Origin of the sequence: Enhygromyxa salina, assembly GCF_000737335.2 — a bacterium.
Lineage (GTDB): Bacteria > Myxococcota_A > Polyangia > Nannocystales > Nannocystaceae > Plesiocystis > Plesiocystis salina_C.
Genome location: NZ_JMCC02000112.1, coordinates 1 through 26,201 on the forward strand (window position 1 = coordinate 1; position 26,201 = coordinate 26,201).

At 68.2% G+C, this 26,201-nt stretch carries 18 protein-coding genes and 1 pseudogene; 9 read left to right on the forward strand and 10 right to left on the reverse strand.

Annotation, left to right across the window (positions count from 1 at the left end; genetic code table 11):
* Positions 1–1,970: pseudogene (locus DB30_RS33090) on the forward strand (hypothetical protein); the annotation flags it as partial.
* A 48-nt stretch (positions 1,971–2,018) separates the two neighbouring features.
* Here the strand turns inward: DB30_RS33090 and DB30_RS33095 are convergent.
* Positions 2,019–6,029 carry a serine/threonine-protein kinase gene (locus DB30_RS33095; protein WP_146661706.1) on the reverse strand — a complete coding sequence of 1,337 codons (4,011 nt, stop codon included), beginning with the start codon at positions 6,027–6,029 and terminating at the stop codon, positions 2,019–2,021.
* A 194-nt stretch (positions 6,030–6,223) separates the two neighbouring features.
* Here DB30_RS33095 and DB30_RS33100 point away from each other — a divergent pair, with 194 nt between their 5' ends.
* A complete protein-coding gene (locus DB30_RS33100) occupies positions 6,224–6,733 on the forward strand; it encodes a hypothetical protein (protein WP_052556642.1) in 510 nt (169 codons plus the stop codon).
* A gap of 550 nt (positions 6,734–7,283) precedes the next feature.
* Here the strand turns inward: DB30_RS33100 and DB30_RS33105 are convergent.
* From DB30_RS33105 to DB30_RS33115, 3 genes are all read right to left on the reverse strand, one after another.
* Positions 7,284–8,273, reverse strand: a complete 990-nt coding sequence (locus DB30_RS33105) for a hypothetical protein (protein WP_052556643.1) — start codon at positions 8,271–8,273, stop codon at positions 7,284–7,286.
* Between the two features lie 319 nt (positions 8,274–8,592).
* The gene (locus DB30_RS33110; RefSeq protein WP_146661708.1) at positions 8,593–10,035 is read right to left on the reverse strand and encodes a zinc ribbon domain-containing protein; all 1,443 of its coding nucleotides are present in this window, start codon (positions 10,033–10,035) and stop codon (positions 8,593–8,595) included.
* A gap of 64 nt (positions 10,036–10,099) precedes the next feature.
* A complete protein-coding gene (locus DB30_RS33115) occupies positions 10,100–11,173 on the reverse strand; it encodes a C45 family autoproteolytic acyltransferase/hydrolase (RefSeq protein WP_052556648.1) in 1,074 nt (357 codons plus the stop codon).
* A 71-nt stretch (positions 11,174–11,244) separates the two neighbouring features.
* On the opposite strand from DB30_RS33115, the gene DB30_RS33120 reads away from it, so the two are divergent.
* Entirely contained in the window at positions 11,245–13,365 is a 2,121-nt protein-coding gene (locus tag DB30_RS33120; RefSeq protein ID WP_153258439.1) for a hypothetical protein, read from the forward strand.
* A gap of 5 nt (positions 13,366–13,370) precedes the next feature.
* Here the strand turns inward: DB30_RS33120 and DB30_RS33125 are convergent, their stop codons facing one another.
* The 4 genes from DB30_RS33125 to DB30_RS33140 form a co-directional block, all read right to left on the reverse strand.
* Positions 13,371–14,834 (reverse strand): multiheme c-type cytochrome, encoded by a 1,464-nt coding sequence (locus DB30_RS33125; protein ID WP_052556652.1) that lies wholly within the window; start codon positions 14,832–14,834, stop codon positions 13,371–13,373.
* 153 nt (positions 14,835–14,987) lie between these two features.
* Positions 14,988–15,443, reverse strand: coding sequence for a hypothetical protein (locus DB30_RS33130; RefSeq protein ID WP_052556654.1), 456 nt, complete (start codon positions 15,441–15,443; stop codon positions 14,988–14,990).
* Between the two features lie 108 nt (positions 15,444–15,551).
* Positions 15,552–16,022: a c-type cytochrome domain-containing protein gene (locus DB30_RS33135; protein WP_052556656.1), complete on the reverse strand. Its 471-nt coding sequence runs from the start codon at positions 16,020–16,022 to the stop codon at positions 15,552–15,554.
* Entirely contained in the window at positions 16,019–16,582 is a 564-nt protein-coding gene (locus DB30_RS33140) for a FixH family protein (RefSeq protein ID WP_052556658.1), read from the reverse strand. Before DB30_RS33140 ends, DB30_RS33135 begins: the two co-directional genes overlap by 4 nt.
* 122 nt (positions 16,583–16,704) lie before the next feature.
* Between DB30_RS33140 and DB30_RS33145 the strand changes: the two genes are divergently transcribed.
* Both DB30_RS33145 and DB30_RS33150 read left to right on the forward strand, forming a co-directional pair.
* Positions 16,705–17,355: a hypothetical protein gene (locus DB30_RS33145; RefSeq protein ID WP_052556661.1), complete on the forward strand. Its 651-nt coding sequence runs from the start codon at positions 16,705–16,707 to the stop codon at positions 17,353–17,355.
* A 7-nt stretch (positions 17,356–17,362) separates the two neighbouring features.
* Positions 17,363–18,502, forward strand: coding sequence for a methanobactin export MATE transporter MbnM (locus DB30_RS33150; protein WP_052556663.1), 1,140 nt, complete (start codon positions 17,363–17,365; stop codon positions 18,500–18,502).
* On the opposite strand, the gene DB30_RS33155 is transcribed toward DB30_RS33150, so the two are convergent.
* The gene (locus DB30_RS33155) at positions 18,495–19,214 is read right to left on the reverse strand and encodes a Crp/Fnr family transcriptional regulator (protein WP_240480390.1); all 720 of its coding nucleotides are present in this window, start codon (positions 19,212–19,214) and stop codon (positions 18,495–18,497) included. The genes DB30_RS33150 and DB30_RS33155 overlap by 8 nt on opposite strands.
* A 181-nt stretch (positions 19,215–19,395) precedes the next feature.
* Here DB30_RS33155 and DB30_RS33160 point away from each other — a divergent pair, with 181 nt between their 5' ends.
* From DB30_RS33160 to DB30_RS33175, 4 genes are all read left to right on the forward strand, one after another.
* Positions 19,396–20,724, forward strand: coding sequence for a hypothetical protein (locus DB30_RS33160; RefSeq protein WP_052556666.1), 1,329 nt, complete (start codon positions 19,396–19,398; stop codon positions 20,722–20,724).
* 50 nt (positions 20,725–20,774) lie between these two features.
* The gene (locus DB30_RS33165) at positions 20,775–21,407 is read left to right on the forward strand and encodes a DUF6151 family protein (RefSeq protein WP_146661710.1); all 633 of its coding nucleotides are present in this window, start codon (positions 20,775–20,777) and stop codon (positions 21,405–21,407) included.
* A gap of 281 nt (positions 21,408–21,688) precedes the next feature.
* Complete coding sequence (locus DB30_RS33170) at positions 21,689–23,422, forward strand: hypothetical protein (RefSeq protein ID WP_052556670.1); 1,734 nt, start codon at positions 21,689–21,691, stop codon at positions 23,420–23,422.
* A gap of 58 nt (positions 23,423–23,480) precedes the next feature.
* Entirely contained in the window at positions 23,481–24,239 is a 759-nt protein-coding gene (locus DB30_RS33175; protein WP_146661712.1) for a hypothetical protein, read from the forward strand.
* Between the two features lie 228 nt (positions 24,240–24,467).
* On the opposite strand, the gene DB30_RS33180 is transcribed toward DB30_RS33175, so the two are convergent.
* Positions 24,468–25,931 (reverse strand): hypothetical protein, encoded by a 1,464-nt coding sequence (locus tag DB30_RS33180; protein ID WP_052556674.1) that lies wholly within the window; start codon positions 25,929–25,931, stop codon positions 24,468–24,470.
* Positions 25,932–26,201 lie beyond the last annotated feature (270 nt).

The window sequence follows — 26,201 nt, forward strand, 5'->3', positions numbered from 1 at the left end:
ACGACACGCCCGGCGTGGCTTCGCTCGCGGGCGGTCGCCTCGCCAGCGCGCGAGCCCCCGTCGCCGACTTGGTGTGGCAGCTCGACGAACCAGACGCCGGACCGAGTCGATCGAGCGCGAGCCCAGCCACGACGCCGGGTCGCTCGCTGGCCTGGGTCGATCGCGGCGTGGCGCTCATCGTCGCGCTGCTGGGGCTTGGCTTGGCTTGGTTTGGAGCGCGGGCGAATCGGCGCACGCCTGCGGCGATCCGCTGGCCCGAGCTGCTTGGCTTGGCGCTGCTGCTGCTCGGGTTCGTCGGCGCGACGCTGACGATGACCTCGGTGCTGCCGCTGCACGAACACAACAGCTTCATCGCCCGCTCCGACTGCGCGATCGATGATCACTGCCTGGAAGACCCCGCCAGCGCGTGGAACCTGACCACCCTGCAGGTCTACGGATCGCTGTTGTCGCGGGTGCCCTATCGCGCAGCTGCGCTCAGCGGCGTCAGCTTGGCCTGCTCGGTGCTCGTGTTGGTGCTGCTGTGGGCGCTGGGCCGAACGCTGATGCGCGCGCTTGGGCGACCCGAGCTGGGCGCGGTCGCGGGGCTGTCGGCGGTGGCGGTGCTGGCGTGTCACCCGGTCGCGTGGAGGCTCGCGGGCGCGGCGACGTTCTGGCCTTGGGCGCTGGCGTGGTGCTTGGCCGGGGCGGTCGCGGGGCTGTGGGCGAGCGGGGCGGTAGCGAGCTCGGATCGTTCAACTCGAGCCGCTGGCGGGCTTGCGTGGGTCGTGGCGGCCGGGTGCTTGGCGATCGCCTGCGGTGGCAACTTCGTGTTGCTGACCCTCGGCGCGTGTCTGCTCGCGGCGCCCTGCTGTTGGTCGCCCGCGTGGTCGGGCGAGCCGGCCGGGCAGCCGTGGCGGGCAGCGGGGATCCGGGCGGTGGTGATCGGCCTGCCGGCGCTCGGGGTGTTCGCGCTGGTCGCGACGCCGGACTATGTCGCTGGCTACGCGCGGGCGTTTGGCGAGTCGGGGCTCGACGACTCGATCACGCTGGCCGAGATGTGGCGTCGCTTCAACCCGCTGCTGCTCGACGGTCGGATCTCCACGCGCGTGTGGACGCCCGCGTTGCTGCTCGGCCTCGCGTGGATGTGGCCCGGCCAGGCGAAGGGCCCGCGACTGCACGCCCTGCGCACGCTGGCGCCGCTGGTCTACGCGTGGCTGATTCCGGCCGCGTTCTTGGGGCTCGCGGCCGGTGAGGTGATCGGCAGCGGCTACCCGGTTGGGTTCATCAACCACCACTGGGAGCTGTGCTGGACCGCGCTGTGGACAGGGCTCGGGGTCGCGTGGATCGTGGGCGCGCTCGAAGCTCGGGCGCCGCTGCGCGCACTGGTGGGGGAGCGGCTGCCGGCGGGGCTGCGGTGGTCGAAGGTGCTGCCGGTCGCGCTCGTGTTGCTGGCTGCGCTGCTGGGTCCGCGCGCGCGCGAGGGCTGGCGCATGGCGACCGGCGAGCGGGTGCTCGAGCGAGAGTTGCTCGCGCTCGAGGCCACGTTCGCCGAGCTGCCCGCGCACGATGTCCTGGTGATCCCGCCGCGGATGCTCGAGCCCACGACCGACGCGCCGACCCAGTGGGACCGGCTCGAGGTCGTGTTCCCCGCGGGCTTTTACGCCTACGCGATGCGCGAGCGTGGGCTCGAGCCCGCGCAGATCATCGAGCTCGATCGCCTGGCCGAACACCCGCCCGCGCCGGGTGCCCGGGTGTTGTTCTACATGGGGTCGAGCCTGCGCAGCTTTCAGCCCCACGAGATCGAGGCGGGCGCGGTCGATGACGGCCTCGAGCGCCCGCCGCTGCTGCGCCTGCGCGACGAGTGGACGCTCGAGGGCGTGCATGAATTCGTGGTGCGTGGCGAACAGCACGAGGCGATCAGCCAGCGGTTGGGGGCGGATCGGCGGTCGGAGCTCGAGCTCGGGTTCTACTGGCTGCGCCGGCGCGAGTGAGCCCTCGAGTCGAGCGACGTGCGGCCCACCGGCGCGGCCCAGACCGACTCAGCGCAGGGTCAAGCGAGCGATCAGCTCGCCCGCACGATCCGCTTCGAGCTTCGCCCCGAGCACGCGCAGCTGCGCCTCGCCGAGCCGCGCGTGATCGAGCGCGCCGCGGAGGTCGTGGGGCGCGAGCACCTTGGCCTGGGCGAGCAAGCACAGGCCGACGTGCCGTCGCGCAGACAGCTTCTCGGCGGCCTCGGAGAGCTGTTCCAGCGCGACATAGTCATCGCCGGCGTGGTGGGGATCGCCAAGCCCAAGTCGCAGGCTCGTCAGCGAGACATCTAGCTCGCGATAGGGGTTTGCGAAGCCCTGACTGGCCGCGCGCGCGCGGTCGAGCAGCGCGGGCTTTTGCTCCGCTGGGCTGGCTTGGGCGTAGACCAACAACGCGGTGATCAGCACGCTCTCGAGCCCGTGTCGCTCGGCCACCTCCACGGCCATGGCGGCGTAGCGCTGGGCTTCGTTGAGCTCGTCGCGCGCGAACTCGACAGACGCCAACAGCTCGTAGGCCGCGCTGAGCTCGGCCGCGACGCCGCTGCTGCGGGCCATGTCCCTGGCGCGGCGGGCTTCCTGTGCGGCCACGTCGAGCTGGCCCGACAACAAGGCGTAGCGACCCAGCTCGGTGTGGACCAGCGCGAACAGGCGGGGCTCTTCAATCTCGTCGGCGAGCTCCCGCGCTTCGACCAGGGTCTCGCCCGCGTCTTCGATCTGACCAAGATCGCGCAGCACGCCAACGCGGGCGGCCTGGGCATAGGCAAGCCCGCGACGATCACCGATCGCCCGCTTGTCCGCCGCGGCGCGCTCGAGCTCTCGCAACGCCCGGCTCGCGTGGCCGGCCAGCGCACAGGCCCGACCAAGGTTGAAGCGCGCGATCGAGACGCTCCAGCGATCATTGGCGGGGTTCATCGCCAGGCAGCTCTCGTAGGCCTCGATCGCGAGCGCGGCTTGCCCGTCGGCCAACAGCCAATTGCCCCGACTGCGCTCGAGCTCGGCCGTTACCCGATCGCGGTCGGGGCTGCGCTGCGCGGGGTAGGTCGCGAGCTCGGCCATGCCGGCTTGCAGCTCGGCCTCGACGCGGTCGTAGTGACCGGCGGTCCCGTGCGAGTACGCGGCCAGGGCCCACAGCCCAATGCGCTCGAGCGAGCGCTTGCCAGCGAGCAGCTCGAGGCCCTCGCGGCAGTAGCCGATCGCGCTCTCGTAGTGGCCCAGCTTGCTGGCCACCCGGGCAAGCTTTTGCAGCTGGCGAGCTTGCTCGTTGGGATCGTTGTCACTCGCGGCGCGTCGGCGGGCGCTGTCGTAGGCCTCGCGCGCGGCCGTGTACTCGCCGTGCATGAGCAGCAGATCGCCGATGTGCATCGATCGCGAGCTGGTGGCGGGACGCAGCGCGGCGAGCTCGGCCCGCGCGCGACGTTGGCGTTCGGACGCGCGTCGATCTCGAGGGCGCAACCCGAGCAGGCGGTCCGCGAGGCTGCGGTGATCGAGCTGCTTGGCCAGCTCGGCGCCGCGCTCTCCGAGACGGGCCAGGCGAGGCTCGTCGGCCTGGTCGAGCAGCGCGGCCAGGCGCGCGAGCGCGGCCAGGGCCCTGTGGGTCTCAGCGCGGGCGAGCTCGAGCTCGGCGAGCAGCAGCGACAGCTCGGCGCGCTCGAAGGTGGGCAGCGGGTCGGCGCGGTCGAGCAGGCTCAGCAGCTGCGGCAACGCCAGGAGCGGGCGACCCTCGTCGAGCGCCCGCTGGACGCGCTCGACCACGAGCGGTCGGGCCTCGGCGATCGCGTCGGCCTCGATCAGGTGGGTCAGGCGAGCGACGTGTCCGGGCGTGTGCCGAGCAAACACGCGCAGGCGGGTCGCGCAGTGCAGGTGCAGCTTGCGACGCACGATCGGCGCGAGCTCGGCGTGGATGATCCGGCGCAGCAGCTCGCTGGTGAACGACAGCGTCACGCGATCTCCACCGCGCCGCTCGGTCACCAGGCCGCGCTGGATCGCCCGATTGAGCAGGTAGTCGAGCTCGTCGACGCCGCTGCCGACCAGCTCCACGACCTCGTCGAAGTCGAACTCGCCGCCGTGGACCGCGAGCACCGAGCCCGTGCGCAGGGCGGCGAGCAGGCTCGATGGGAGCCGCAGCAGGCGATTGCTGATCGCCGCGCGGAGGTTGCGGGGGATCGGCCAGCACGCGGCCTCGAGTCGCCAGATCTTGTCGCGCTGAACCAACAGCCCAGCGTCGACGGCCGCGCGGACCAGCTCGCGCGCGAACAGAGGTCGACCGCCGCTCTCTCGGTATAGCCAATCTGCGAGCCCCGGCTCGGGCTGGCCGCCGCCGAGCAGCTGGACCATGAGCGACTCGTAGACGTCGGGGTCGAGGGGCTCGAGCACCAACGACAGCGCGCGTGGATGCTGAGCAACCCGCACGCCAAGCCGCGCGAGCGGGTGCTGAACCGGCATCTCGCCCTGCTCGTAGGCGATCACGAACACCAGCGGCGCGCGGGGCAGCCGTCGAAACAACAGATCCACGAGCTCCACGGTCTGGCCGCTCAGGTGCGCGTCGTCGATCGCCAAGGTCAGCGTTCGGCCATCGTTGACCAACGCCTCGAACGCGCGGATCAGCAGGCTCTCGGTCCGCTCGCGCTGGGACTTGCTCGGGCTGGTCTCGCGTCCGGCGACGTCGCGGTGCGTGCTCGTGCGTGCCAGGCGGGCGCTGACCTCGACGGGCTCGAGACCCGCCCACGAAGACTCGCGCTTGGGTTTGTTGGCGAGTCGGCCGAGCCGGGTGCTAGCGAGGCTGGGAAACAACGCGACCAGCTTGGTCGCGTCATCGGCGAGCAGCTCGACGGCCTCTGGGCGCTGGGCCAGGCCCGCGGTCAGCAGCTCACCAAACGGGCCGAGCCACCCGCCCGTCTCGTTGGCGGTCGCGCTGGTGCGCAGCAGCTCGATCTCGCGTTGCTGACACGCGTCGGCGAGCTCGTCGAGCACGCTTGTCTTGCCGATCCCGGCCTCGCCCGCGAGCAGCACGAGTTGTAGCGCGCCGACCCGCGCGGCGATCAAGCGCGAGTCGATCGAGCGCAGGACCTCGTCGCGTCCCACTGCGTCGTGGAGCAGCGCGGCCCGGGTGTCTTCAGCCTCGAGCGAGAGCGGCCCCGTGCCAAGCCCCGTCGAGATCAGCGTTGGCGCCCCAAGCAGCGCCGCCGCGGCGGTGCCTTCTGCGTATGGCTCGAGGAGCTCGACGACCTCGCGGGCGTTGGTTGGGCGGCGGGCCGGCTGCTTGGCCAGCATCGACATGATCAGCGTCTCGAGCTCACTCGGGGTGCCCGCGCGCAGCGACCCCGGGCGGACCGGCGTGGTGCTTGCGATCGCCTCGAGGATCGCGGCTTGCTCGCCAGTAAACGGCGGTCGGCCCACCACGCACTCGTAGAGCACGGCACCCAGCGCATACAGATCCGAGCGAGGGCTGGGGGGCTCGCCGCGCGCTTGCTCGGGCGAGACGTAGGGTGTTGCGCTCTGCGCTGGCGGCAGCGAAGGGTCGCGGCGCCGCTTGCTCCTGAGCTCCGCGAGGCTGGACAGTCCAAAGTTCAGGAGCGTGACCTGCAGCTGCGCTCCGCTCGAGGTCAACATCGAGTTGCCCGGCGTGACATCGCGGTGGACCAGCTCGCGGGTGTGGCAGTGGGCCAGCGCCAGCGCGGTCTGCCGGCCGATCTCTGCGGCCAGGGGGATCGGCAGCGGCCCGTTGGTCAGGAGCTCGGCGAGCGTGCGGCCATGCAGCATGGGCATGACGATGAACAGCAGCTCGAGGTCACGGCCAAAGTCGAACACCGGGACCAGGCCCGGGTGCTCGAAGCTCGCGGCGAGCTTGGCCTCGCGGCGCAGCCCGAGCTCGAGGGCTTCGTCGCCGTGCGCGGTGGTGATCAGCTTGATCGCGACCTCGCGCTCGAGCAGCTGGTCGCGTCCCGCAAACACCACACCAAGCTCCCCCCGACGAAGCTCGCGCTCGAGCACGTAGCGGTGACAGAGGGTGCGACCAGGTTCCACGGGGATGAGAGTGTGTACCGAGCAGTCGCGCCGACAAAATCGGCGCGGGGAAGCCCAGCGATCGCGCGAGATGGGGCTCAGATCCGAGATCGCCGCCCCCGCGCGGCCGGGGTGAGGATCCGTGCGGCCTTTGAGGCCCCGGAATTAGCGTGCGCGCCCTCGTGTTGGGGCCCAAGCGTGCAACACTGCCGCGGATGTCCGAGCCGGAGCCCCGCTGCGTGCACTACCAGTTCGTCCACGTCGCGCTGCGGACCCTCGTGTTTCAGGAGCCGCGGCTCGCTACCGCGCTGTGGGAGCTCGACGATCCTGGGCCGCTGCTGGATGACATCGCGCTGCAGGTCGTTCGCGCGTGTCGGGGCCGAGGGGAGGGCGGCGAGATCCGGGCGGACCAGCTGACCTTGCACAAGCTTCGGCTTGGTGGGTACCCGTGCATGATCCTGGAGATGCCGGAGCCGATCGCTACGACGGAGGCGTATATGCTGGCGATCCTTGGGCGGCCTAGCTTGGGGGGGGCGGAGCAGGCTGAGGGGGAGGACGATGGGCGGGCGCGGTACTTTACGCTGGAGCACTCTAGCCATCGGCCGGCGCCGCATACGGTGCTGGGGGAGTGGACGGGGGAGGGGAGTCACTTGAACATGGGGGGGGGGCCTGAGCCTTCGGTGGAGGCGTTTGTGGCTGAGCTTGCGCGGTTTGTGTTGGATTGAGGAGATCGGGCCCGCACTGGGGGATCCTGGAGATCCTGACTCGAGGGGGATCCTGACTCGGAGTCCTCCCTAACCATCAGCAAAAGATCCGGGAGATCCTGACTCCTCAGCAGGAGATCCTGACTCGGAGTCTTCCCTGGAGATCCGGAGATCCTGACTAAGGAGATCCTGACTCGGAGTCTTCCCTGGCGGCCAGAAGGCCGAGGCCCGAGTCCGGCTCCGCCTCCCCGTCCGAGTCACAACTTCGCTCCTAATTCCGCCCTGCGAAGCCCAAGAATCGACCCGAGTCGCCCTCAACCTCGAGCTCAGCCCCGCCGAACCAATACACATGACTGGAGATCCTGACTCGGAGTCTTCCCTGGCGGCCAGAAGGCCGAGGCCCGAGTCCGGCTCCGCCTCCCCGTCCGAGTCACAACTTCGCTCCTAATTCCGCCCTGCGAAGCCCAAGAATCGACCCGAGTCGCCCTCAACCTCGAGCTCAGCCCCGCCGAACCAATACACATCGACGGGATGGCTCGCGCGACCCCGCCGTCACTCTATCGACCATCCGCTAAGGCGCCCGCGCAGCCACTTCGACGCCCGCAAACCGCCGCAGCCAATACGTGCCCGCAGGAAACACCGCCGGCTCGCCCGCGAGCAACAACGCCCGGGCAGCCGCGTACTGCCGCTCCCACTCACGGTCACGCTCGATCTCAGCCAAGACCGCCCTCTTGCTGTCCCCCGCGTGCTTGGGCGCAACCGTAAACCGCTCCGCTACAGTCTGTGGCGCACTATTCCAGCGCTGCTTGGCGAGCTTTTGCAGCCCCATGAAACGTCGCCCCCGTCGACGCATGTCTCGATGGATCTCCCGCTCCCGCTCCCGAACCGCCGCCATCAGCTTTGCATACAGCTCGTCGTCATCGAGCTCGAGAAAGATCGCCGGTCGCACCAAGGTCAGCGACACTTCCTCGGGCATCGTCCCGCTCGCATCAAAGAACCAACTGGGCCGCTTGAAGGTCCGGGTCTCGCCAAAGCGCCACCCCATCGTGGTGAACCCCGGCCACTGCCGCGACCACTTCACGAGCCCCGCCTTGACCGGGTTGGTCAGCGTATAGACCAGGTCCATCAACGATTCGTCGTCAGTCGGCCGACGGGTGTCACAGGCCCTGTCCCCGCTCCAAAGGCTGTCGTTTCGGCCCAACTGGGAATTGCGACCACGAGCGACCAGGCTGTGCAGCTGCTGTTTGAAGGGCGCGATGTTGGCGTCGGGATCCGTCACGTCCGTGTGATGGTGGTTGGACATCCACAAGCTGGCGTGAACTTGAACTCCCGTCTTGGCGGCCGAGTCACCGAGGCAATAGCCGATGAAGTTGGCGAGCTCCGCCGCATCGGCCCCGGGAGCGAGGAGCAGCAACTGGCTGATGCAGCGGCGGTTGATCTTGTATCGGCGGCCGGGGTAAATCGGGCGGGCCCGGACGCGCTCGTAGCCACGAGCGTTGCCCCGGGCCCGGTTGGTCTCCCGACGGGCGGCGCTGGCTTGCTTCTGCGCGGAAGTGGCCACGCGGAGGTCATCGGCCCGGCGACGGCGGTGTTGCAGAGTTTCTGCTCGACTTGTCGCGAGACGTGCTGATCCAAGGACCAAATCGACGACTCGGAGCCCGGTTTGGACTGGAGCCCGGTTTGGACGTTCGGTTTGGACCGTGTTGATCCAAGGACCAAATCGACGACTCGGAGCCCGGTTTGGACCGCGGTTAGGACCAAATCGACGACTCGGAGCCCGGTTTGGACTGTTGATCTGGACCCTGGATAGTGTTGATCCAAGGATCAAATCGACGACTCGGAGCCCGGTTTGGACCCGGAGCCCGGTTTGGACCGGAGCCCTAGACGTCGTCGTCAGGGTCGTCGTCGTCCTCCTCCTCGTCCTCGTCCTCGTCCTCGTCCTCGTCCTCCTCCTCCTCCCACCCAGCCACCAACCCCTCAGCGGTGATCCTCCCTTCACGCGCCAGCTCCTCCTCGGCGCCGAGCCGCTCCCTCGGATGATGGATCACCTCCATCACAACCCCGCCACAAAGCGGGCAGACCTCGTCGGTCTCGCTCAGCTTGGCCCCGCACTTCGGCTCCGAGCAGCGGCGATCCGTAAACAGGCTCCCCACACCGAGGCCCAGCACCGCCAAGCAAACAGCCACGGGTGCGACGATCTGCATGGGCACGTCGACGCCAAAGTTCCCGCGGCTGAGCAGACCGCCAACGAGCAACACCGGGAACCCCAGCAGCTTCGCCATCCGCAGCGCCCCGCTACGTTCGATCCGAAACACCGGCTTGCCACGATTCGCCCCGCGGATGCCCAGATCGATGTCGCGGCGGGGCTCGTCGTCGTCGTCGCCGTCGCCGTCGCCGTCGCCGTCGCCGTCGTCGAGCTCCTCGCCGGCAAACACCCCCGAGCCCGCGATCAGCTGCTCGGGCCTAACCTTGCGACGCGGATCCCCAAGCGGCCCGGTCAGCGCCCGCAGGTCCGGCGGCGCCGGCCACTGCGTTGGCAGCGGCAGACCCAGGCGCCCGCGCAGCCCCGGCTGCAGCTGCGCGAGCCAGGCCTGGGCCTCGCGCACGAACCCCGCTTGGTTGGGCTGCTGCTTGGCGAGCAAGCGCCGACGCGTGCGACGATCCACGCCCCGGGCCTCGAGCTGCATCGCCAGCAAGAAGCTCATGTCCTGAACCGACAGCGCGCCGAGCCGAAACTCCGCCCGGGTCGCGCGAAAGCCCCCGTCGTTCCTGGCGTAGAAGCGCTGACAGGCGTCGGTGGTCAGCAGGCCAAACCCCAACAGCACGCCGGTCACGTCGATCAGGCGCTGGTTGTCGGGGTGCTCGAGACCCGCGAGCACCCGGTGGGCATGGGCGACCGCGCGGGCCAGCGCCGGGACCAGGTTCTCGGGCTCGCGCAGGATGCTGAGCTCGCAGGCGAAGCGCAGCACGTCGCCGTCGCGGCGCACGAACCATGCGACTGGATCCTTGCCTCGCATCGGCGCGGGCTTGGCCAATACTTCGCCGCGGCGCGCCGGGTCTTCTTCGTGGATCACGACCGCGACGTCGTGCTCGGCGTGGCCCGCGTAGCGGAGCAGCCGCAGCAGCAGTCGGCGCACGCTGGCCTCGCCGCCGCCCCAGCGATCGGGGAAGTACGCGGGGGTTGGCTCGAGCAAGGGCGCGCGCAGGTACGCGCTGACGTGGCCAGGCACGGCGAGCAGCTTGGCGGTCTGGCCGATCAGCCACTCCCGCTCCCCCGCGGGGGGCAGCGTGACGTCCTTGGGATCCGCCTGCGCGCCAAGCATGGCCGCTGCATAGCACGGACAAAAGCCGAAGCTGACCTTTGGCTGGACTGGCTCGACGAGCCGCTCAGACCGCGGCGCGCAGGTCGAACCACGCGGCCTCGTGAGCCGGGCCATGGCACACGTGGATCGTGCCCGACTGCGGCTCCATGATCACCGCGCCGTTGCTGCTGATCCCGTTGAAGCCGAGCCGGCAGATGCCAAGCTCGTCGCTCTCGCGGTCGGCCAGCCAGCGCTTGGCGCTGTCGAGATCCGCGCGGCCCCGGTCCGCTTCGATCAGCGCCTCGAGCCGGACTTGGCGGGCGTGCGAGGAGCTCGACGGGGTGTCGCTCTCGATCGCCTGATTGGCGGGGACCAGGCAATGGTTGGTGTGCACGTAGACCCCGGCCTCGACCGGCGTCGCGTCGACGTGGTCGGGCGTGCACTCGAGCGCGAGGCCCCGCCCGCTGGCGTCGGCCAAAAAGTAAAAGTGCGCCCCAGCCCGCGGCGCCGAGCTGATCGCGAGCGCGGCGTCCTCCAAGCTCGAGGCCGCCAGCGCCTTGTGGATCATGCTCAGATACGTGACGCCTGGCCGCGCGTCGGTGGTGCGAATGTTGGTGGTCCCGATCGCGATCCCCGCCTCGTTGAGGCCGATCAGCGACAGGCAGCCGTCGGTCGTCAGCGTCCAGGTCTGCGGGCTGTGGCTTGGCCGACGATGCACCGCGATCACGTGCGGCATGTTGTCGGTCGCCAGGTCCCAGGTCTGACCGCACAGCAGCTTGCCCGTGCGGGTGACGTTGCCACCCAGCATGAACGCCGAGCAGCCGCCCAGCGACTCGAGCTCGCCGCCCCAGGCCAGGATGTCGCGCAGATCCGTCAGCCCGTTCATGGCGAGGATCTTCTCGAGCGGCAGCTCGGCCCCGCGGGCGATGCCCTCGAGCTCGGCGAACCCGTCCGGGTGGTAGGCCCGGGTGGGCTCGACGCACGCGCGCGCGACCTTCAGGACCGCTTCCTCGCCCACGTCGCGGCCGCCGTGGAGCTTGGCCTGGCCGATGGCGTTGCGTAGCCGGGCGGCGTACAGCAGGGGGATCTCGGCCCGGCACTGGCGGCCAAAGGCCTCGCCGATCTCGGCTGGGGAACCGCTGAAGCTCAGGATGCGCACGCCGGCATGGTACTGCGGGCGGCTCACACGGCAAGCGCTCGCAACGACCAACGCCTGGTATGGTGCGGGCCATGGCGGCTTTCCCGTGTCCGTATTGTGGTCTAGAGGTGGACGCCGAGGCCGACGAGGCCCAGCGTGATCTGTGTTCGAGCTGCGACGGCCAGCTGCTGATCGCGTATCGCTATCGGCTGGTCGCGCAGCGCGGCGCGATCTCGGGCGGGCTGTTGTACGAGGCGGTCGACGACGGATTCGGCGACAAGGTCGCCGTGATCTTCGTCGAAGATCCCGAAGACAAGGTCGCCGTCGATCGCTTCATCGAGGGCAACCGCTTGTTCGCGGAGCTCGGTGGCCGGGGCCTGGTCAAGCTGCGCGCGGTCGGGACCCGCGGGGATCGTCGCCCCTACGTGGTCATGGACTGGCTCGGTCACGGCACCCTCGAGGCTGTCGTTGGCAAGAATGGGCCGCTCGACGAATCCCTGATGTTCAGCGTGGGTCGGGATCTGCTCACGGGCTTGAGCAAGGCGCACCGCTCCATGCCAGCGCTCGTGCACGGTCACGTCCACCCTGGCAAGATCGGCTTCGTTGCCCGCGACCAAGCGGTGTTGTTTGGGTTCGAGTGGAGCCAGCAAGTGTCCGATGGACCGCGCAAGCTCGCCGATGCCTTTGTCGACGACACACAGTCAGACGAGGGCCCGCATCGCAACACGGATCTGCATCAACTTGGCCGCGCGCTCTACTACGCAGCAACGGGCGAGTGGATCGCCGACCAAGGCATCGCCCAGCAGCGCATGCGGGTGCGTGAGCGGCTCTCGGGTGCGATCGGCAGGGCCATCGACCGCATGCTCGGAGCTGGGGCCGATGGCTACACGTCGGCCGTTGACGCGGTCACGGACTTCGACGCGTTGATGCGTGGCCAGAGCGGGTGGCGGCCAACGGTAGGGAGCAAGCAGGCCGATCGCAGCACGGATCTCGTTGGGACCGCGTGGGTCCAAGACAAGGTCGAGCCCGCGCCGCCAGCGGTCGCGCGCCTCGACTTCGACAACGCCGTCGAGGAGCTCTACGACGACGACGACGACGACGACGACGACGACGACGACGCGCAGGTCTTCGCGCCGCCAACCTTTCCAAGCCATCAGTCCTCGCCCTCGCCTTCGGCTCACCACGCCCCGACGACCCGCGCCGCCGGCTTCGCCCAAGCCGCCCTCAACCGCGAGCTGCTGGCCCAGGCGGCCGCCGAGGCCAAGCCAGCGCAGAACCCCGGCAAGGTCATTGGCCTGTTTGTCAGCTCGCTGATGGTGTTCGGGATGTGCGTCGCGGCGATCGGAGACAGCGATGACGACTTCAGGGTCGACACCGCCCCCCAGCCGGTCACGCCAGAGCTCTACGAGCCGTCCAATTCGAGCTACGACGAGCCCTTCGTCGTCGAAGAGATCGACGCGGGCTCACTCAGCGGCCTGCACTACTACACCGGCACGATCACCGGCCCCGAAGAGCTCGCGGGGTTCGAGCTCGGCGATCGCTGCGAGGTCTGGGTCGAGCCCAGTTCCGGCCCGCTCAACTGTCGCTGGTACATTGACTGCGGCGACCCGGCGCGGCGGATCTACGGCGGCGGCTCGGCCGGCTACAGCACCTGCAGCGTCGTGGATGGGCACCCACTTGTCGCCCAGGACGAAGAAGACGACGTGTCCGACGGCGCGTTCATTGCCTCGCTGACGCAGACCGATGCAATGGTCATGGTCATGGATCGTTGGCTGCTCCCGCCCACGCAGGTGCTGATCACGATCGACGTGGGCGGCGGTCCGCACCCCGGGCCGATCGCTGACATTCCGCTGGCGCCGCGCTTGGACGACGCCGCGATCGAGGCCGCGATCGAGGCCGGGGTCAGCCCAGAGTTTGGCAAAGGCGAGCACGCAGCACCCGTGCAGCTGTCAGACAACGAGATCCTCGAGGTGCTCGACGCCACGGTCGAGGACTTGCGGAAGTGCGTCGCGGATGCGGACCTCGACATTGACGCGATCGACCAGCTGAACTTCTCCATCGACATTCGCAAGAACGGCCGGGTCAACAAGGCCGCGGTCGCGCCCAGCGTCACGCGGGGCGTGGATGGATGCATGACGCGGGTGATCCGGCAGGCCCGGTTCCCGGAATTCACCGGCGACGCCATGTCGATCAACTGGGAAGTGCTGCTGTAGCAGCGTCACTTCAGCGCCGGCGCCCCGCAGCCGGGCGAGGAGCTCACGCACGAGCCGTAGTCGACCATGCCGGTCGACGCCGTCGCGGTCTCGGGCGTCCACTCGAGCACGGTCGGCGCGACATCGAAGGTCGACGCCCGCTCGACCACGGCCGGGTCGAGGTCGCCGCTTTGGACCAGCGCTTCGAGCACCTCGAGGCCGATCGGCCGCAGACGCAGGCGCATGTTCACGCGCGCCGGGATCGAGTCGACCACGTAGCTGCTCGATCGCCAGGTCGCCGCGTCGCCGGCCCCACCAAAATTCTCGGGCGCCGGCAGCAGGTTCGACTCGACGCTGGCGGCGTTCCAAAAGTCGTGGGTCTCGTTGCCCGAAGTGTCGAACACGCGGTCGCGCAGCAGCCACAGATCCGGGTCGTCGAGCTCGGCGATCGCTTGATCTTCGGTGACGACCCCCGACGAGTAGAGGACCGCTTCGGCGTCGTCGCGGGCGATGAGCTCGACCCAGGCCCGGCGATCTGCCCCCGCGCCGCTTGGCCACGAGTGACCGGCACCTTCGTTGTGCAGCCAGACCGTGAGCTCGGCGCCCGGTCCGTCTTCACGCACGCACAGGCTCGCGCACACCGAGGTCTTGCGCTGCTCTTCGATCGCCGCGAGCTGCTCGGCTCGCAGCACGGGGCCAAGCTCGGCGTCGGGGAAGTCTGTGACCGCCACGTCGACGCCAACGAACATGTGCGAGTGCCGGGACCGATCACCGCGGACCCCCGGGTAGTCCGCGATCGCCCCGGTCGTCTTGTTCATGTGGCAGTTGTTGCAGGTCAAGCCGTACAGCGCCGGCCGCTCGGGGTCGTCGGGATCGGGGTCCCCGTAGAACGTGGCCTGCCACTCGGCGTAGGTCCGCTCGATGTGGGCGCCATCGGGGGTGACGATGTCGTGGCAAGACCCGCACATCGCCGACGACGCCATGCGGTTGCGATCGAACAGATCCGACTGCGCGACATCGTGGGCTTCGGGCGCGAGCGGATCGAGCACGTCGCCGCGCATCACCGCGTTCAGGGCCAGGCGCAGCGGGTTGTTGTGCGTGCCCTCGACCGCCTCGACTTGATGGCAAAACCAGCAGGTCACCCCTTGGACCTCGCGCGGGAGCGTGTCGAGGTTGAGCCCGTCTTGCGTGAGCCCGAGCTCGACCGCGACCGGGGCATGACAGTTCACGCAGAAGTCCCCGATCTCGCCGTTGGACTCGCGCTGGGCCTTCGCGTTCATCGCCCGGAACACCGGGTCTTCGCCGGCGTAGGCGTGCATGCTGCCAAGCCACTCGCGGTGGTGAACGGGGTGGCACTCGGCACAGGTCTCGGGGTCGCGCAGCGCCTCTAGATCGTAGGTGGGCGGCGTGACCTCGGGTGTGCAGCCAAGCCCAGCGAGCAGGCCGAGCAGGGTCGCGGCTGCGGGGAGTCGGCGTGGCTCGACGAACACGCGCCGATACTACACCGCAGCGCCTGCCCGTCATCGTGCCGCGCGTGGGGGCCACGCTGCGGTGAGTGACACAAACGAAAAAGGAGGTGACCCAACCCGGGACACCTCCTTTTTCATGCGCGCCGACGTGCAGCGCGCGATCGGGACGAGCGCCTAGCGCATGCCCTTGTCTTCGATCTTGTTGATCTTGCCCTCGGCCCAGCACACGTTGTAGGTGCGGATCGTCATGCCGGCGCCGGCTTCCATCGTGAAGCAGTCACCCTCGGCGGCGACGACCTTGGGGTCCTTGAGCGTGTACATGCCCATGTCGTCGTCGTGGATCTCTTCGTTGGCGCCAAACTCTTTGAGCGCGGCGGTGACGGCGGGGTCGGTGCCGTCAAACTTCGCCATGAAGTTCTTCATGTCTTCCGAGACCTCGACGGCCGCGGCGGGGGGCTCGGCGGGGGGGGGCTCCTCGGCGGGCGCTTCGACGGCCTTGTCGTCGGTCTTCTTGTCGTCGGTCTTGGCGTCGGCCTTCTTGTCGTCGGCCTTCTCTTCCTTCTTGTCGCAGGCGACGAGGCTGAAGGTGAGGGCGAGGCAGAGGCTGGTAAGCGTGGTGATTTTTCGCATCGTTGTTCCTTCGGTTGGAGTCCGACGCGCGTTCTACATGGAATCGCGGGCGCAAGCCAACCGTGGGAATGGGGCTTCGTCAGTATGCGGCGCCTCATGCGCGAATGATCAGGGCGCCGCCCCGTCGGCGATCCACGTTGCGATGCTGCACAGGGCCCCCGGGGCCAGGCTGGATCCACCCGGCGGCATGCGGATGGACGCGTCGTCTGTCGCCAGACGCACGAACAGGGGACTGCACAGCGGATCACCAGGGACCACCAGCGGCCCGCGCTCACCGGACATCAGCAGGTGGTCGTGGCTCTGCTGCGGGTCCGTGAAGGTCAGCCCGTTCTTGGCACCAGCCGCGTCGCTCTGGGCGTGACAGGCGGTCCCAAACTCCGCGCAGCCGTTGGTGAGTGTCTGGGCCCAGACTTGATCGTAGGTTGGGGGGTACAGCTGCGCGCAGCCGTCGAGCGTGTACTCGATGCACGCGGGGACGACATCATCACCGTTGTCGTCACCGCTGTCGCTGGCGCCGTCGCAGGCCGCGACCAGCACCAGCATCCCAGCGGCTGCGTTCGCGCGCCAGCACCCGATCATTCGACACAAAATCCAAACATGAGGGAGTCCTGCTCGCCGCCGGCCAAGGTCAGCTCGAGGTTGACCTCCCAGTAGCCCGCCATGAACAAGTTGACCGGTGTGATCTCGTAGTGTCCGGGGCTCTCGAGGGCGGTGACCTCGGCCGAGATCGTTGTGCCGTGACCGTGGTCCGGCATCATTGGGATCGCAACGATCGTCGCGCCGACGACTGGCTGGCCCTGTAGATCCTGCACGTCGAGCACCCATGTGTTGTCGCCCTTGATCGGCGGCGCGGGGGTGGCCGAGACGAAGCTCGCTTGGACCATGGCGCCGGACTTGCTCAGCCCAATCGCGAACTCGTCATCGCGGGTCTCCGCGGCGCAGCCCTCGGCGTCGGTGTCGGTCTCGTGGGGGCCAGTCTCGGAGCCGTGGTCGGTGTCGGTGTCGCCATGCTCGCCATGCTCGCCATGCTCACCGTGCTCATCCTCGGCGTGCTCATCGTGACCCTCGCCCCCGTCGCAGGCAGGCAGGCCAAAGGTCGTGAGCGAGACGAGCAACAAGTAGCGAGTAGGCAGCAGCATGGACCCATCGTGCCACTTTCAGCCGCCGCGAGCGAGCCCCGGACGTGCGTTCACACCATGACATCACCGCCGCCGAGCCCCCGGCGATTGCCCGGCGGTCGGTGACCTGAGAAGCTATCAACATGCAGCGTCTGCGCGCCCTCGCTTGGTCGATCCCCGTCGTCACCCTGGCATTCATCGGCTGCGACGGTGACGCCGCCGATAGCAACGGTGACGCCGCCGTCGACTCGACCGAGTCTGGCGACGGCGACGGCACCACGGGCGATGGTGACGGTGACACGGGCGACGGCGACGGCGACGGCGACACGGGCGACGGTGACACGGGCGACGGCGACGGCGACACGGGCGACGGCGACGGCGACACGGGCGACGGTGACGATCCCGCCAACGCAGCCTGTGACGCCCTCGCCAACGCAACGCCGCAGCTGCTCGTCGCGGCCACCAGCGCAGCCGAGGCCGCGACCGCGACCGTCGTCCCCGACGGCCAGGTCGTCTACACCGTCACGCTCCCCGAAGGCGCCGCCGGCTTCGTGCAGCTGCAGATCGCCGACTGGGAGACGACCCAGGCGTTCTTCACCACCGCGGACATCGACTATCAGATCACCGTAGAGAGCAACTCCCAGGTCGAGCAGCCGCGTGAGCCCGCCGCCGCGTGCCCCAACGACGGCATCACGGATCAGCGCGTGTTCTTCCCGCACTGGACCCCCGCAACGATCGAGTTCTCGGCCACAGGACCGCGCGAGGTCCCGCTGATGATCATCCAGCAACAATAGGCCGGGCATGGGTCACAATCGCTGGGTCGTCCTCGTCGGCTTGCTCGCGCTAGCTGCCTGCGAGGCGCCAGTCGAGCCAGACGATCCAGAAGATCCAGGCTACGACTGGCAGCTGCCCGCGGGCGTAGAGCCCCCACCGGTCCCCGCCGACAACCCGCAGACTGCAGAGAAGGTCGAGCTTGGCCGCCACCTGTTCTACGAGCTGCGCCTGTCAAAGAACCTCAACCGCGCCTGCGGGACTTGCCACGAGCAGGCCAAGGCGTTCACCGACGGGTTTCATCGCGCGGTCGGAACCGACAACGATCTCCACGGCCACAACACCCCGGCGCTAGCGAACGTTGGCTACCGTGCCCAGTTGGGCTGGCGCTCGCCCACCCCCGACATCCTCGAGCGACAGCTGCTCGTGCCCCTACTCGGCGACGATCCGATCGAGATGGGCATGGGCGGCAACGAAGCGCAGCTGCTCGAGCTGCTCGCAGCCGATCCGCTCTACGCCGAGCTGTTCGCCGCCGCGTTCCCCGACGCGCCCACAGACGTCAGCCTGACCCAGCTCGCCCAGGCGATCGCCGCGTTCGAGCGCACGCTCATCAGCGTTGACGCCCCCTTGGATCGCTACTTGCGAGGTGACGAAGACGCGATCACCCCCGCCGCCAAGCGGGGGTGGGCGCTGTTTCGTTCGGACCAGGTCGGATGCGTGCGCTGTCACGGCGGCCTGGACTACGCGAGCCCAACCAACGCCGCGGGCGAGGTCGTCGCCGAGGCCGGCTACTACAACATCGGCCTGTACAACCTGGACGAGGGCGCCTACCCAGACTCTGCCCAGGGCCTGATCGAGCTGACCGGCGAAGCCTCGGACATGGGCAGGTTTCGCGTGCCCTCGCTGCGCAACCTGGTCTACACCGGCCCCTACATGCATGACGGCAGCGTGATCAGCCTCGAGGGTGCCATCGACATCTTCGCAGCAGGCGGCCGCGTGATCACCAGCGGCCCCTACATTGGCGACGGCCGGGCCAACCCACACAAGAGCCCCGAGATCCAGCCGATCGAGCTGAGCCCCGATCAGCGATCCGATCTCGTCGCCCTGCTGCTCGCGCTCAGCGACGAGCGCCTCGTTGAAGACCCGGCTCTGGCTTCCCCGTTCAAGTAGCCGCTTTGAGGCCGTCTTGATCGAGCAGCACGACCGTGCGCCCGTTCATGTTGAGCAGGTCCTTCTTCTTGAACTGCGCCAGCGTCAAGGAAATGGTCTCGCGCGTCGAGCCGATCAAGTTGGCCATCTCTTGGTGGGTGATCTTCAGCCCGATCTGCAGGCCATCTTCGGTCTCTTGCCCGTACTCTTCGCCCAGCTCCAGCAACAGCGCGGCCAGCTTGGCCTGCACGTCCTTGAACACCAGGTGCTCGAGCTTGGTCTCGAGCTGCCGGCGCCGCTTGCCCACGTCGCTCAAGAACGAGAAGCACAGCTTCGCGTCGGCCAGCAACAGCTCACGAAACACGTCGACCGGCAGCTCCGTGATGATCGCGTTCTTCATGGCTTCGGCCATCTCCTCGCGCGGGGAGCCGTCAATGACCGCGAGCTCGCCGAAGATCTGACCCGCGCCGCGGTAGGCCAGCGTCAGCTCCTTGCCGTCCCGCGTGACCTTGCTGGTCTTCACTCGCCCGCCGTTGATGAAGTAGACCTGCTCACCAGGATCACCGGGCAAGTAGATCACCTGCCGCCGTGGGATCTCGCGCAGCTCGACCTGGCTGATCAGCTCTTGCAGCTTGGCCGGCGGCACATTGGACAGCAGCGGGATCTTGCGCAGGTGCCACAGAACACGCTTGTCATCTTGTGCACGGTCCAGGGCCTTCTTGCGGGCGCTCATTGTTATAGAGGGTACCGGCGATTACGAAACGCAACAAGAATGTTAGCTCGCTGACGGAGTCGGTGTGCCTATGGCGCTCCAAATGCCCTCTCGGCCGCCACTTATGCAAATTTTGCTGACTCCGCGCACGTACCCGCGCTCACCTTCACCACTGGAGACCGCGGCTGTATGGTCCGCGGCCATGGGTCGGACCGCGATCTCGTTGCTCTGCCTGCTCGCCCTCGCCTGCACCCAGCAGGACCCGCAGGCGTCCCCACAGGCGGCCGCGCCACCGGCCCAGCAGGACGCGACGCCTGCCGAGCAACCCGAGTGGACGCCGACGCGTCGCAAGCCGGTCGAGGTGGTCCGCGAGGACCTCTTGGCCGTCGACCTGCCGCCGGCGCCCAAGCTCGAGCCGCTCGCGATCACGCCCGCCCGCGAGGGCAGCTTCGCGTTCCCCGAAGGCACCGACGAGCTCGCGCCACGGGCTGCCGTCGCGCTGCGGGGCGGCCTGCTGCTCGCGGGCCAGGCCTACTTCGAGCGCCGACCTGGTCCGCCGCCCAACAGCTGGCGCTGGCTCGGCTTCACCCCTGCGTCCGGTGACGCGCCCAGCTCGGTCAAGTCCGAGCTCGGCGCGATCCGGGCCGCGGTTGCCAACGGCCAGGGCGGGGCGCTGCTGTGTGGCACCAGCGGGATCGGCTTTGACGTGCGCGGATGGTTCGGCGTCGCCAACGAGCGCGCGCAGCTGGGCCTGGAGGTCGCGCTGGACACCCCCAACTCGACCGAGATGTTCGACCTGCTGCCCGGCGCGGCGGCGGGCGAGCTCGCGGTCATGACCGGCTACGTCGACGCCCAAGCGTGGCTGGTCTCGCTCGATCCCAAAGGTGCGCAGCGCTGGCAAAAGTACATTGGCAGCTACGGCTACACCCAGGCGCGGGCGCTCGTCCGGCTCGATGGGGCGCGCGGGGATCTGCTCACGATCGGCACCCGGGCCAAGGGCTTTGGCGAGTCGTGGTGGGCAACGATCCCCGGTGACGGCGGCGACCAAGAGGGCTCCGAAGACGTCACCCAGGACAAGCTGAGCATCGCTGGCGCGGACCAGCACCAGATGCTGCGGGCGATCGTCGACGTGGGTGAGGCAGGCTTCATCGCGCTCGGCACCGCGAAGCGCAACCACGTGCAGGCCCATGACCAAGCGCTCGCGGTCGGCTTTGGCCGCGATGGCGCGGTGCTGTGGACGAAGGTGCTCGACGACCTGCGGATCAGCGGAGCGGTGACCGGCGTGTCGGGTGGCCTGGGTAAGCCTGGCGCGGGCCTGTTTGTCGTCGAGGTGCCCGGCCCAGACGCCGAGAGCCTGAGCGCGCTCGCGTTGCTCGAGGTCAGCACGACGGCCAGCTCGGCCCGTGAACTGCAGGGCAGCGTCGGCTGGTCCAGCGCTGGCTTCGTAGAGGGCGCCGAGCATGCGGCGGTCCTGACCTACGCGCCGAACGACATTGGCATCGTGTGGCGCGAGCTGCCGATCCCCGAGTGAGCTTGCCCGAGTGAGCTTGCCCGAGTGACCTTGGAAGTATGCTGGTCTCGATGCCGGCCCAGCTCCCACTCTCGTGTTCGTGCGGCCACGTTCGCGGCGAGGCCAAGCTCGTCGGCCGCGAGCTTCGGCTTGCGTGTCACTGCGCCGACTGCCAGGCGTTCACCCATTTTCTCGACCGGCCCGACGAGCTGCTCGACGCCTACGGCGCGACCGAGGTCGTCCAGCTCCCGCCCGCGCGGATCGAGATCACCCAAGGCGCCGAGCAGCTCGCGTGCATGCGGCTGTCACCGATCGGGCTGATGCGTTGGTACACGAGCTGCTGCGACACGCCGGTCGCCAACACGATGACCAACCCCGGGGTCCCCTTCACGGGACTCATGCTGGCGTTCGCAGGCCCCAACGTCGACGCGTCCACGCGCGATCAGTTGCTGGGTCCGATCCGCGCCCGGGTCAACGGACCGGCGCGCCAGCGTGATCCCGACGCGCCCCCCGTGACGGTCGCCAAGTTCCCGCTCGGGACGATCCTGCGCTCGATCCAAGTCCTGGCTGGGGGTTGGTTCCGCAACGAGCACACGCCGTCGCCGTTCTTCGATGGGACCACTGGCGCGCCTCGGGCCACGCCGCGGGTGCTCAGCGAAGACGAGCGCGAGAAGCTGCGCGAGCGGGTCCTGACCTGGGCTTGACGCCGCTCGGCCCCGGCCAATTCGCCCGTCCGATCGTTCGGCTTCGTTCGCAGTCACGGGCCGTCACCGCGGCGCCCAAGCACGCGTCTAGACCCGGCCTAAACCGCCGCAGATCCACCGCTGCGGCCTGTTCGCGTCATCCGTGACCAACGGTGACGCGCCCACATTCTCGTGATCCGCACGTGACCCCAGCGTACCTGACCGTCAGGGGGGCCGGGCAGCAAGCTCATCGGGCGTCGGGGTGATCAGCAAGCCCCACACGCCCGAAAGCGAGAATCTCCATGGCCGTCAAGTTCGCACGCAAACAAATCCCCGCAGGCTTCGCCCCCAGTGAATTCATCTACAAGGGCCGCCCGGCCAAGGACCAGGGCGACTTCGCCGATGACGTTGGTATCGCCGACATGGCCTCGGTCAACCAATTCGAAGACCGCAACAGCTCGAAGTACTACCACGCAGGCGTTCTCGAGGCCCGCGGGACCTGGTTTGTCTACACCGAGTGGGGCCGGATCAGCGGCGGCAAGAGCTGGCCCGGGAACTCGCCCAAAGGTGGCATGGACTTCATGTTCACCAAGTGCAGCACCGAAGCCGAGGCCCGGTCTGCGTTCGCCAAGCAGTGCCGATCCAAGAACCTCGCGCGCCTGACCCAAAAGCAGGTCGGCAGCAAGACGATCTGGGTCGCCAAGGTCGACAAGTCGGGCAAGTCGAAGGACGCGTACATCGTGCAGTCGCTCGCGGCCCGCGAGCGCGGCCTGCCTGACGCCTACTCGATCAAGGACGACAGCGGCGTGGTCAAGGCCAAGCCCGCTGCCAAGCGAGCGGCCGCCAAGAAAGCCCGCAAGCCCAAGCCGGGCAAGAATTTTCAGCCGCAGGTCGTCGCGCTGGCCAAAGACCTGGTCGGCGGCACCCGTGACTACGCCCGCGCCGCCGCGCAGGCGACCGGGATCATCCCGACCATGGACTCGATCACCGAGGTCCGCGACGAATTCCTGCCGCTCGCCATGCAGCGGATCGCCGATGTCGCCAGCGCCAACCCCCAGCGCAAGCGCGAGAGCCAAGACGCGTGGGACCGACGCCTGCTCGATCTGCAGATCAGCGACGACAAGCTGGTCGACATCTCGAAGCTCGTCGCCGCGCTCGTGCCCCGAGTGATCCCGCTGCGCGGCACGCCCCGCCAGCGCGCGGCCGCGACGATTCTGTCCTCGGACAACATCCTCTCGATTCAAAACGACCTCGACGCGTTCGCGTCTTCGCTGCAAAACGAGGACTTCAGCGTTGACGACAAGAAGGCCGTGGACGACGTCGACCCCGATCGGGTCCTCAACGCGCAGCTGAGCTGGATCGACCCGAGGTCGACCAAGGGCAAGTGGCTGGCCTCTGTCTACGCGGGCATGACCAACAACCGCCACAACTACATTCGCGGCAAGCTCGTGATCAAGAACATCTTCGAGGTTCAGCGCCCCGATCGTGATCATCGCTTCGTCGACGCCGTCGCCAAGGTCGCCAAGAGCAACCACGGCAAGAAGATCAAAGAGCAGGCCCGGCTGCAGCCAACCCGGCGCAGCGACCTCGTTGACATTCAACAGCACGCCGCCGACGCCAACGTGTTCCTGGGTATCCACGGGACCCGGGCTGTCAACATTCACCCGATCCTGAGCGGGGATCTTCGCCTTCCGCGGTCGCTGCCGGGCGCGCAGATCACCGGTGCCGCGTTTGGCCATGGGATCTACTTTGCCACAGACTGGCGCAAGTCCTACGGCTACACCGGACACGGGAACAGCTATTGGGCCAGCGGCGGCAACATCCGCGGGCGCGGCTTCTTCATGTTCTTGTCCGACGTGATCATGGGCGACGCGTACATGGCCCGCTCGTGCGGCTCGTGGTCCTCGCCGCCCAAGGGCAAGGACAGCGTCGCGGCCTACGACAAGTATGTGTCGAGCTTGGCCAACGATGAGCACATCATCTTCGACCCCAGCTACCAGCGGATTCGCTACGTGGTCGAAGCCTCGATTGGCTGATCACCTGCAACTCGACACTCGATTTTTACCCCATCGCATCGCAACAAACGAGATCATCATGACCACCGCTACCGCCGCCTCGAACACCACCCACGATCTGCCCAGCCTCGCGACCGAGCGCACCTGGCAGGACGCTGTCTGTACCCTCATTGACCACTGGTGCCTGACCGACACCTGCTTCTCTTCGGGCCAGCTCGCGCGACAATTGCGACTCGAGCGACCGGACTTTCGCTACGCCGTGACCGAGCTCGGGGAATTCGTCAAAGACCTGTTTCACCAAGGCGCGATTGAATACCGGGATCGCCACGGCCGGGTCACCGCCTCGGTCCAGGTTCCCCGGCGGACCGCGGGTCGCAGCCGGACGCCCGCCAACACGGAGGTGTTTGTCTACGCGCCCACGCCCATGCTTGGCCAAGCTCACGACTTCGAGGTTGAGATCCCGCGGCCCGGCTTCACCCCGACCGCGCTCGAGCGCCAGCGCTTCGCTGCCGCCGTAGCGCAGGCGAACGCCGAGATGCTGGCCAGCGTCCACGGTGACGGCCGTCTGTGCATCCCTCGGCGGGCGTTTGAGCAGCTCTCGCACGCCACGGGCGTCTCGATGCGCGGCGGGGACAAGGTGTTCATCAGCGTCGAGGTTGGGCCGCGGCCGACGCTGCGGGTGTACCTCGAGGCGCGCGATGGGTGTATGGCCCACGGGCTGCAGCCCGACCGCGGTCGCGTGCGCTTCACGGCGCCTGGGGAGTTGGCTAGCTTCACGCCGGGGGCGACCTACGCGATCGAGATTGAGGGTGATGGGCTGGCGATCGTGCTGGCCTAGGCTGGACGCCTCCAGGCCCACGGAGGCCGCGTGCGGGCGCACTCCAAGGGGCGTGGGGACTCGCAGCCATTCGCGGCGGAGGGCCCGAGCGAAGCTCGCGGTCCTCCGACTCGCGCCGAGGTCGCTCTCGAGCCCGAGCCGGTCGAACTCATAGTCCGTTCGACGAATTGAGAAAAGCCGGCTGGTGCCGCAAACTGACACCGTGGCGAATGTACCGTACCCAGGCGCTCAGCTCGGGTCAATCGACCATTGAATCATGCCACCCAGACACGTGAACGCGGCCGAATAGTCGTTGTCGCAGATCGATTCCAGGCAGCAGCGCACGCGGTCGGGTTCGTCGAGCCCCTCGCAGACCTCGCGCAGCCGAACCGGGGGGATCGCCTGGCCCCTGAACCCGCCCATGCCGTCTTCGGACGTGCAACCCGGCCCGATGCCAAACTGGAACTGCTTGTGCGCCGGGTCGAGGTCACCCGGCAACATGTCGCCGCTTGGATAGGGACCGTCCTTCCACTCTCGATAGAGCAGATCCGCGACCCCGCCCGCGGTCGGCTCAAACGGCGGACGGGGGTTGTGTGCGGTCACGGGGGGCACCCCGACGATACCGAGCATGACGACGTTTTTGTTCTGATGTTCGATCAGCTCGTCCTCGAGATACGCACGATAGCGATTAACGGGATGCAGCGCGCCGGTATCGAGCGACACACAGTCCGGGAAGGTCCCGTCCATGTCTGGCATGCCACAGTCGACGCCCGCGTTCCAGCACACCGCCGAGGTCGCTTGGGTCTTCGTGTTGGTATCGGGGTTGACCTCCCAATACGTGTCTTGGTCGACGAAGAGCGCGTAACCTTCGGGCGGCAGAACCGAACAATCCGCCTCGTCAGTCATGACGACGACCGCGAGCATGGCACCGTCTCGCAAGAATGGGCTGTTGCCCTGGTTCCAGCTGGCCTCGGGGTTGATGGCCTGCAACATCGCCTCGAGTGGAGACTCGTAGCCGCAACCATTGATGCCTTGGGGCGCGAGACAGTGCAGCGCTGCCTCGACCTCGTTGCCGGGTATATTGGTTGTCGACCCCTGCGGGCCCTCGAAGTGAATGTAGGGATCGTTGGCGGGCCCGACTGGAAATGGGCAGATGTCGGTACACGCCTGTTGAAACATGAGCGGATCGGCGCCGAGCCCTGTGAAGTCCTCGAGGCGATCGATGCACGGGGTCTGCTGAGGTGCTCCCGCGAGCGGCACATACCCATCGGGGGCGAACGGCTCACACAGCGGGTGGCCGACGTCCGTAGACGTGACCATGATGTTGACGTCGGCGTGCACGGGGGCGCCGTCTTTGTCGGTGAGGCCGTGGAGCTGGTCGAGGAGCTGGCTCAGCGCCGGTCCGAGGGCGAGCTGCTCTTCGCCCATGGTCCCCGAGTTGTCGATCACGAGCAGTAGGTCGATCTGGTTGCAGTTGGTGTCACTGCAAGCTGGATCCGAACCGTCGTCGTCGTCGAAATGTTCGTCCTGGCCGGCACCCGAGCCCTGGGAGTTGGACTCCTCGCTAGGGTCGGGGGTGAGCGTTGTGGTGTCGCCCCCGTCCGCTACGCCGTCTGCCTCCGCGTCGCTGATTGGGGGCTCGCCAGAGCTAACGCAGGCAAGCGCGAGGGCGGAGACGCACAGGGTGAGCGAGGTCGGGGCTGGGCGTCCCATGTTTGCCCACGCTAGCACGCGTCTGCCGCGTGGGCGCGAGAATGAGTCGGGGCTCGATACTACGCTGTTCAGTCTCACGCCGGGCGCTCCGGACGGGGGGCTCGCGCCTCCGGATCTCATTCTCGTCTTGGGATCATCGGCCCCCCCCGAGGGCCGCAAAGATGTCGAGATTTCCTCCCATTCCGACAACGACTGACGCGAGGTCCACGGGGAACCCGATTCCACGAGACGCCGACCCGAACAGCAATGTAGCGATTGACCGCGAGTCGC

Excerpts from the sequence above, each read along its gene's own strand:
- DB30_RS33120 (WP_153258439.1), top strand. The coding sequence starts at position 11,245 with ATGGCGGCTTTCCCGTGTCCGTATTGTGGTCTAGAGGTGGACGCCGAG.
- DB30_RS33155 (WP_240480390.1), bottom strand. The coding sequence starts at position 19,214 with ATGAGCGCCCGCAAGAAGGCCCTGGACCGTGCACAAGATGACAAGCGT.
- DB30_RS33150 (WP_052556663.1), top strand. The coding sequence starts at position 17,363 with ATGGGTCACAATCGCTGGGTCGTCCTCGTCGGCTTGCTCGCGCTAGCT.
- DB30_RS33170 (WP_052556670.1), top strand. The coding sequence starts at position 21,689 with ATGGCCGTCAAGTTCGCACGCAAACAAATCCCCGCAGGCTTCGCCCCC.
- DB30_RS33130 (WP_052556654.1), bottom strand. The coding sequence starts at position 15,443 with ATGCGAAAAATCACCACGCTTACCAGCCTCTGCCTCGCCCTCACCTTC.
- DB30_RS33135 (WP_052556656.1), bottom strand. The coding sequence starts at position 16,022 with ATGATCGGGTGCTGGCGCGCGAACGCAGCCGCTGGGATGCTGGTGCTG.
- DB30_RS33110 (WP_146661708.1), bottom strand. The coding sequence starts at position 10,035 with ATGCTTGGCGCGCAGGCGGATCCCAAGGACGTCACGCTGCCCCCCGCG.
- DB30_RS33145 (WP_052556661.1), top strand. The coding sequence starts at position 16,705 with ATGCAGCGTCTGCGCGCCCTCGCTTGGTCGATCCCCGTCGTCACCCTG.
- DB30_RS33175 (WP_146661712.1), top strand. The coding sequence starts at position 23,481 with ATGACCACCGCTACCGCCGCCTCGAACACCACCCACGATCTGCCCAGC.
- DB30_RS33165 (WP_146661710.1), top strand. The coding sequence starts at position 20,775 with ATGCCGGCCCAGCTCCCACTCTCGTGTTCGTGCGGCCACGTTCGCGGC.
- DB30_RS33160 (WP_052556666.1), top strand. The coding sequence starts at position 19,396 with ATGGGTCGGACCGCGATCTCGTTGCTCTGCCTGCTCGCCCTCGCCTGC.
- DB30_RS33100 (WP_052556642.1), top strand. The coding sequence starts at position 6,224 with ATGTCCGAGCCGGAGCCCCGCTGCGTGCACTACCAGTTCGTCCACGTC.
- DB30_RS33180 (WP_052556674.1), bottom strand. The coding sequence starts at position 25,931 with ATGGGACGCCCAGCCCCGACCTCGCTCACCCTGTGCGTCTCCGCCCTC.
- DB30_RS33140 (WP_052556658.1), bottom strand. The coding sequence starts at position 16,582 with ATGCTGCTGCCTACTCGCTACTTGTTGCTCGTCTCGCTCACGACCTTT.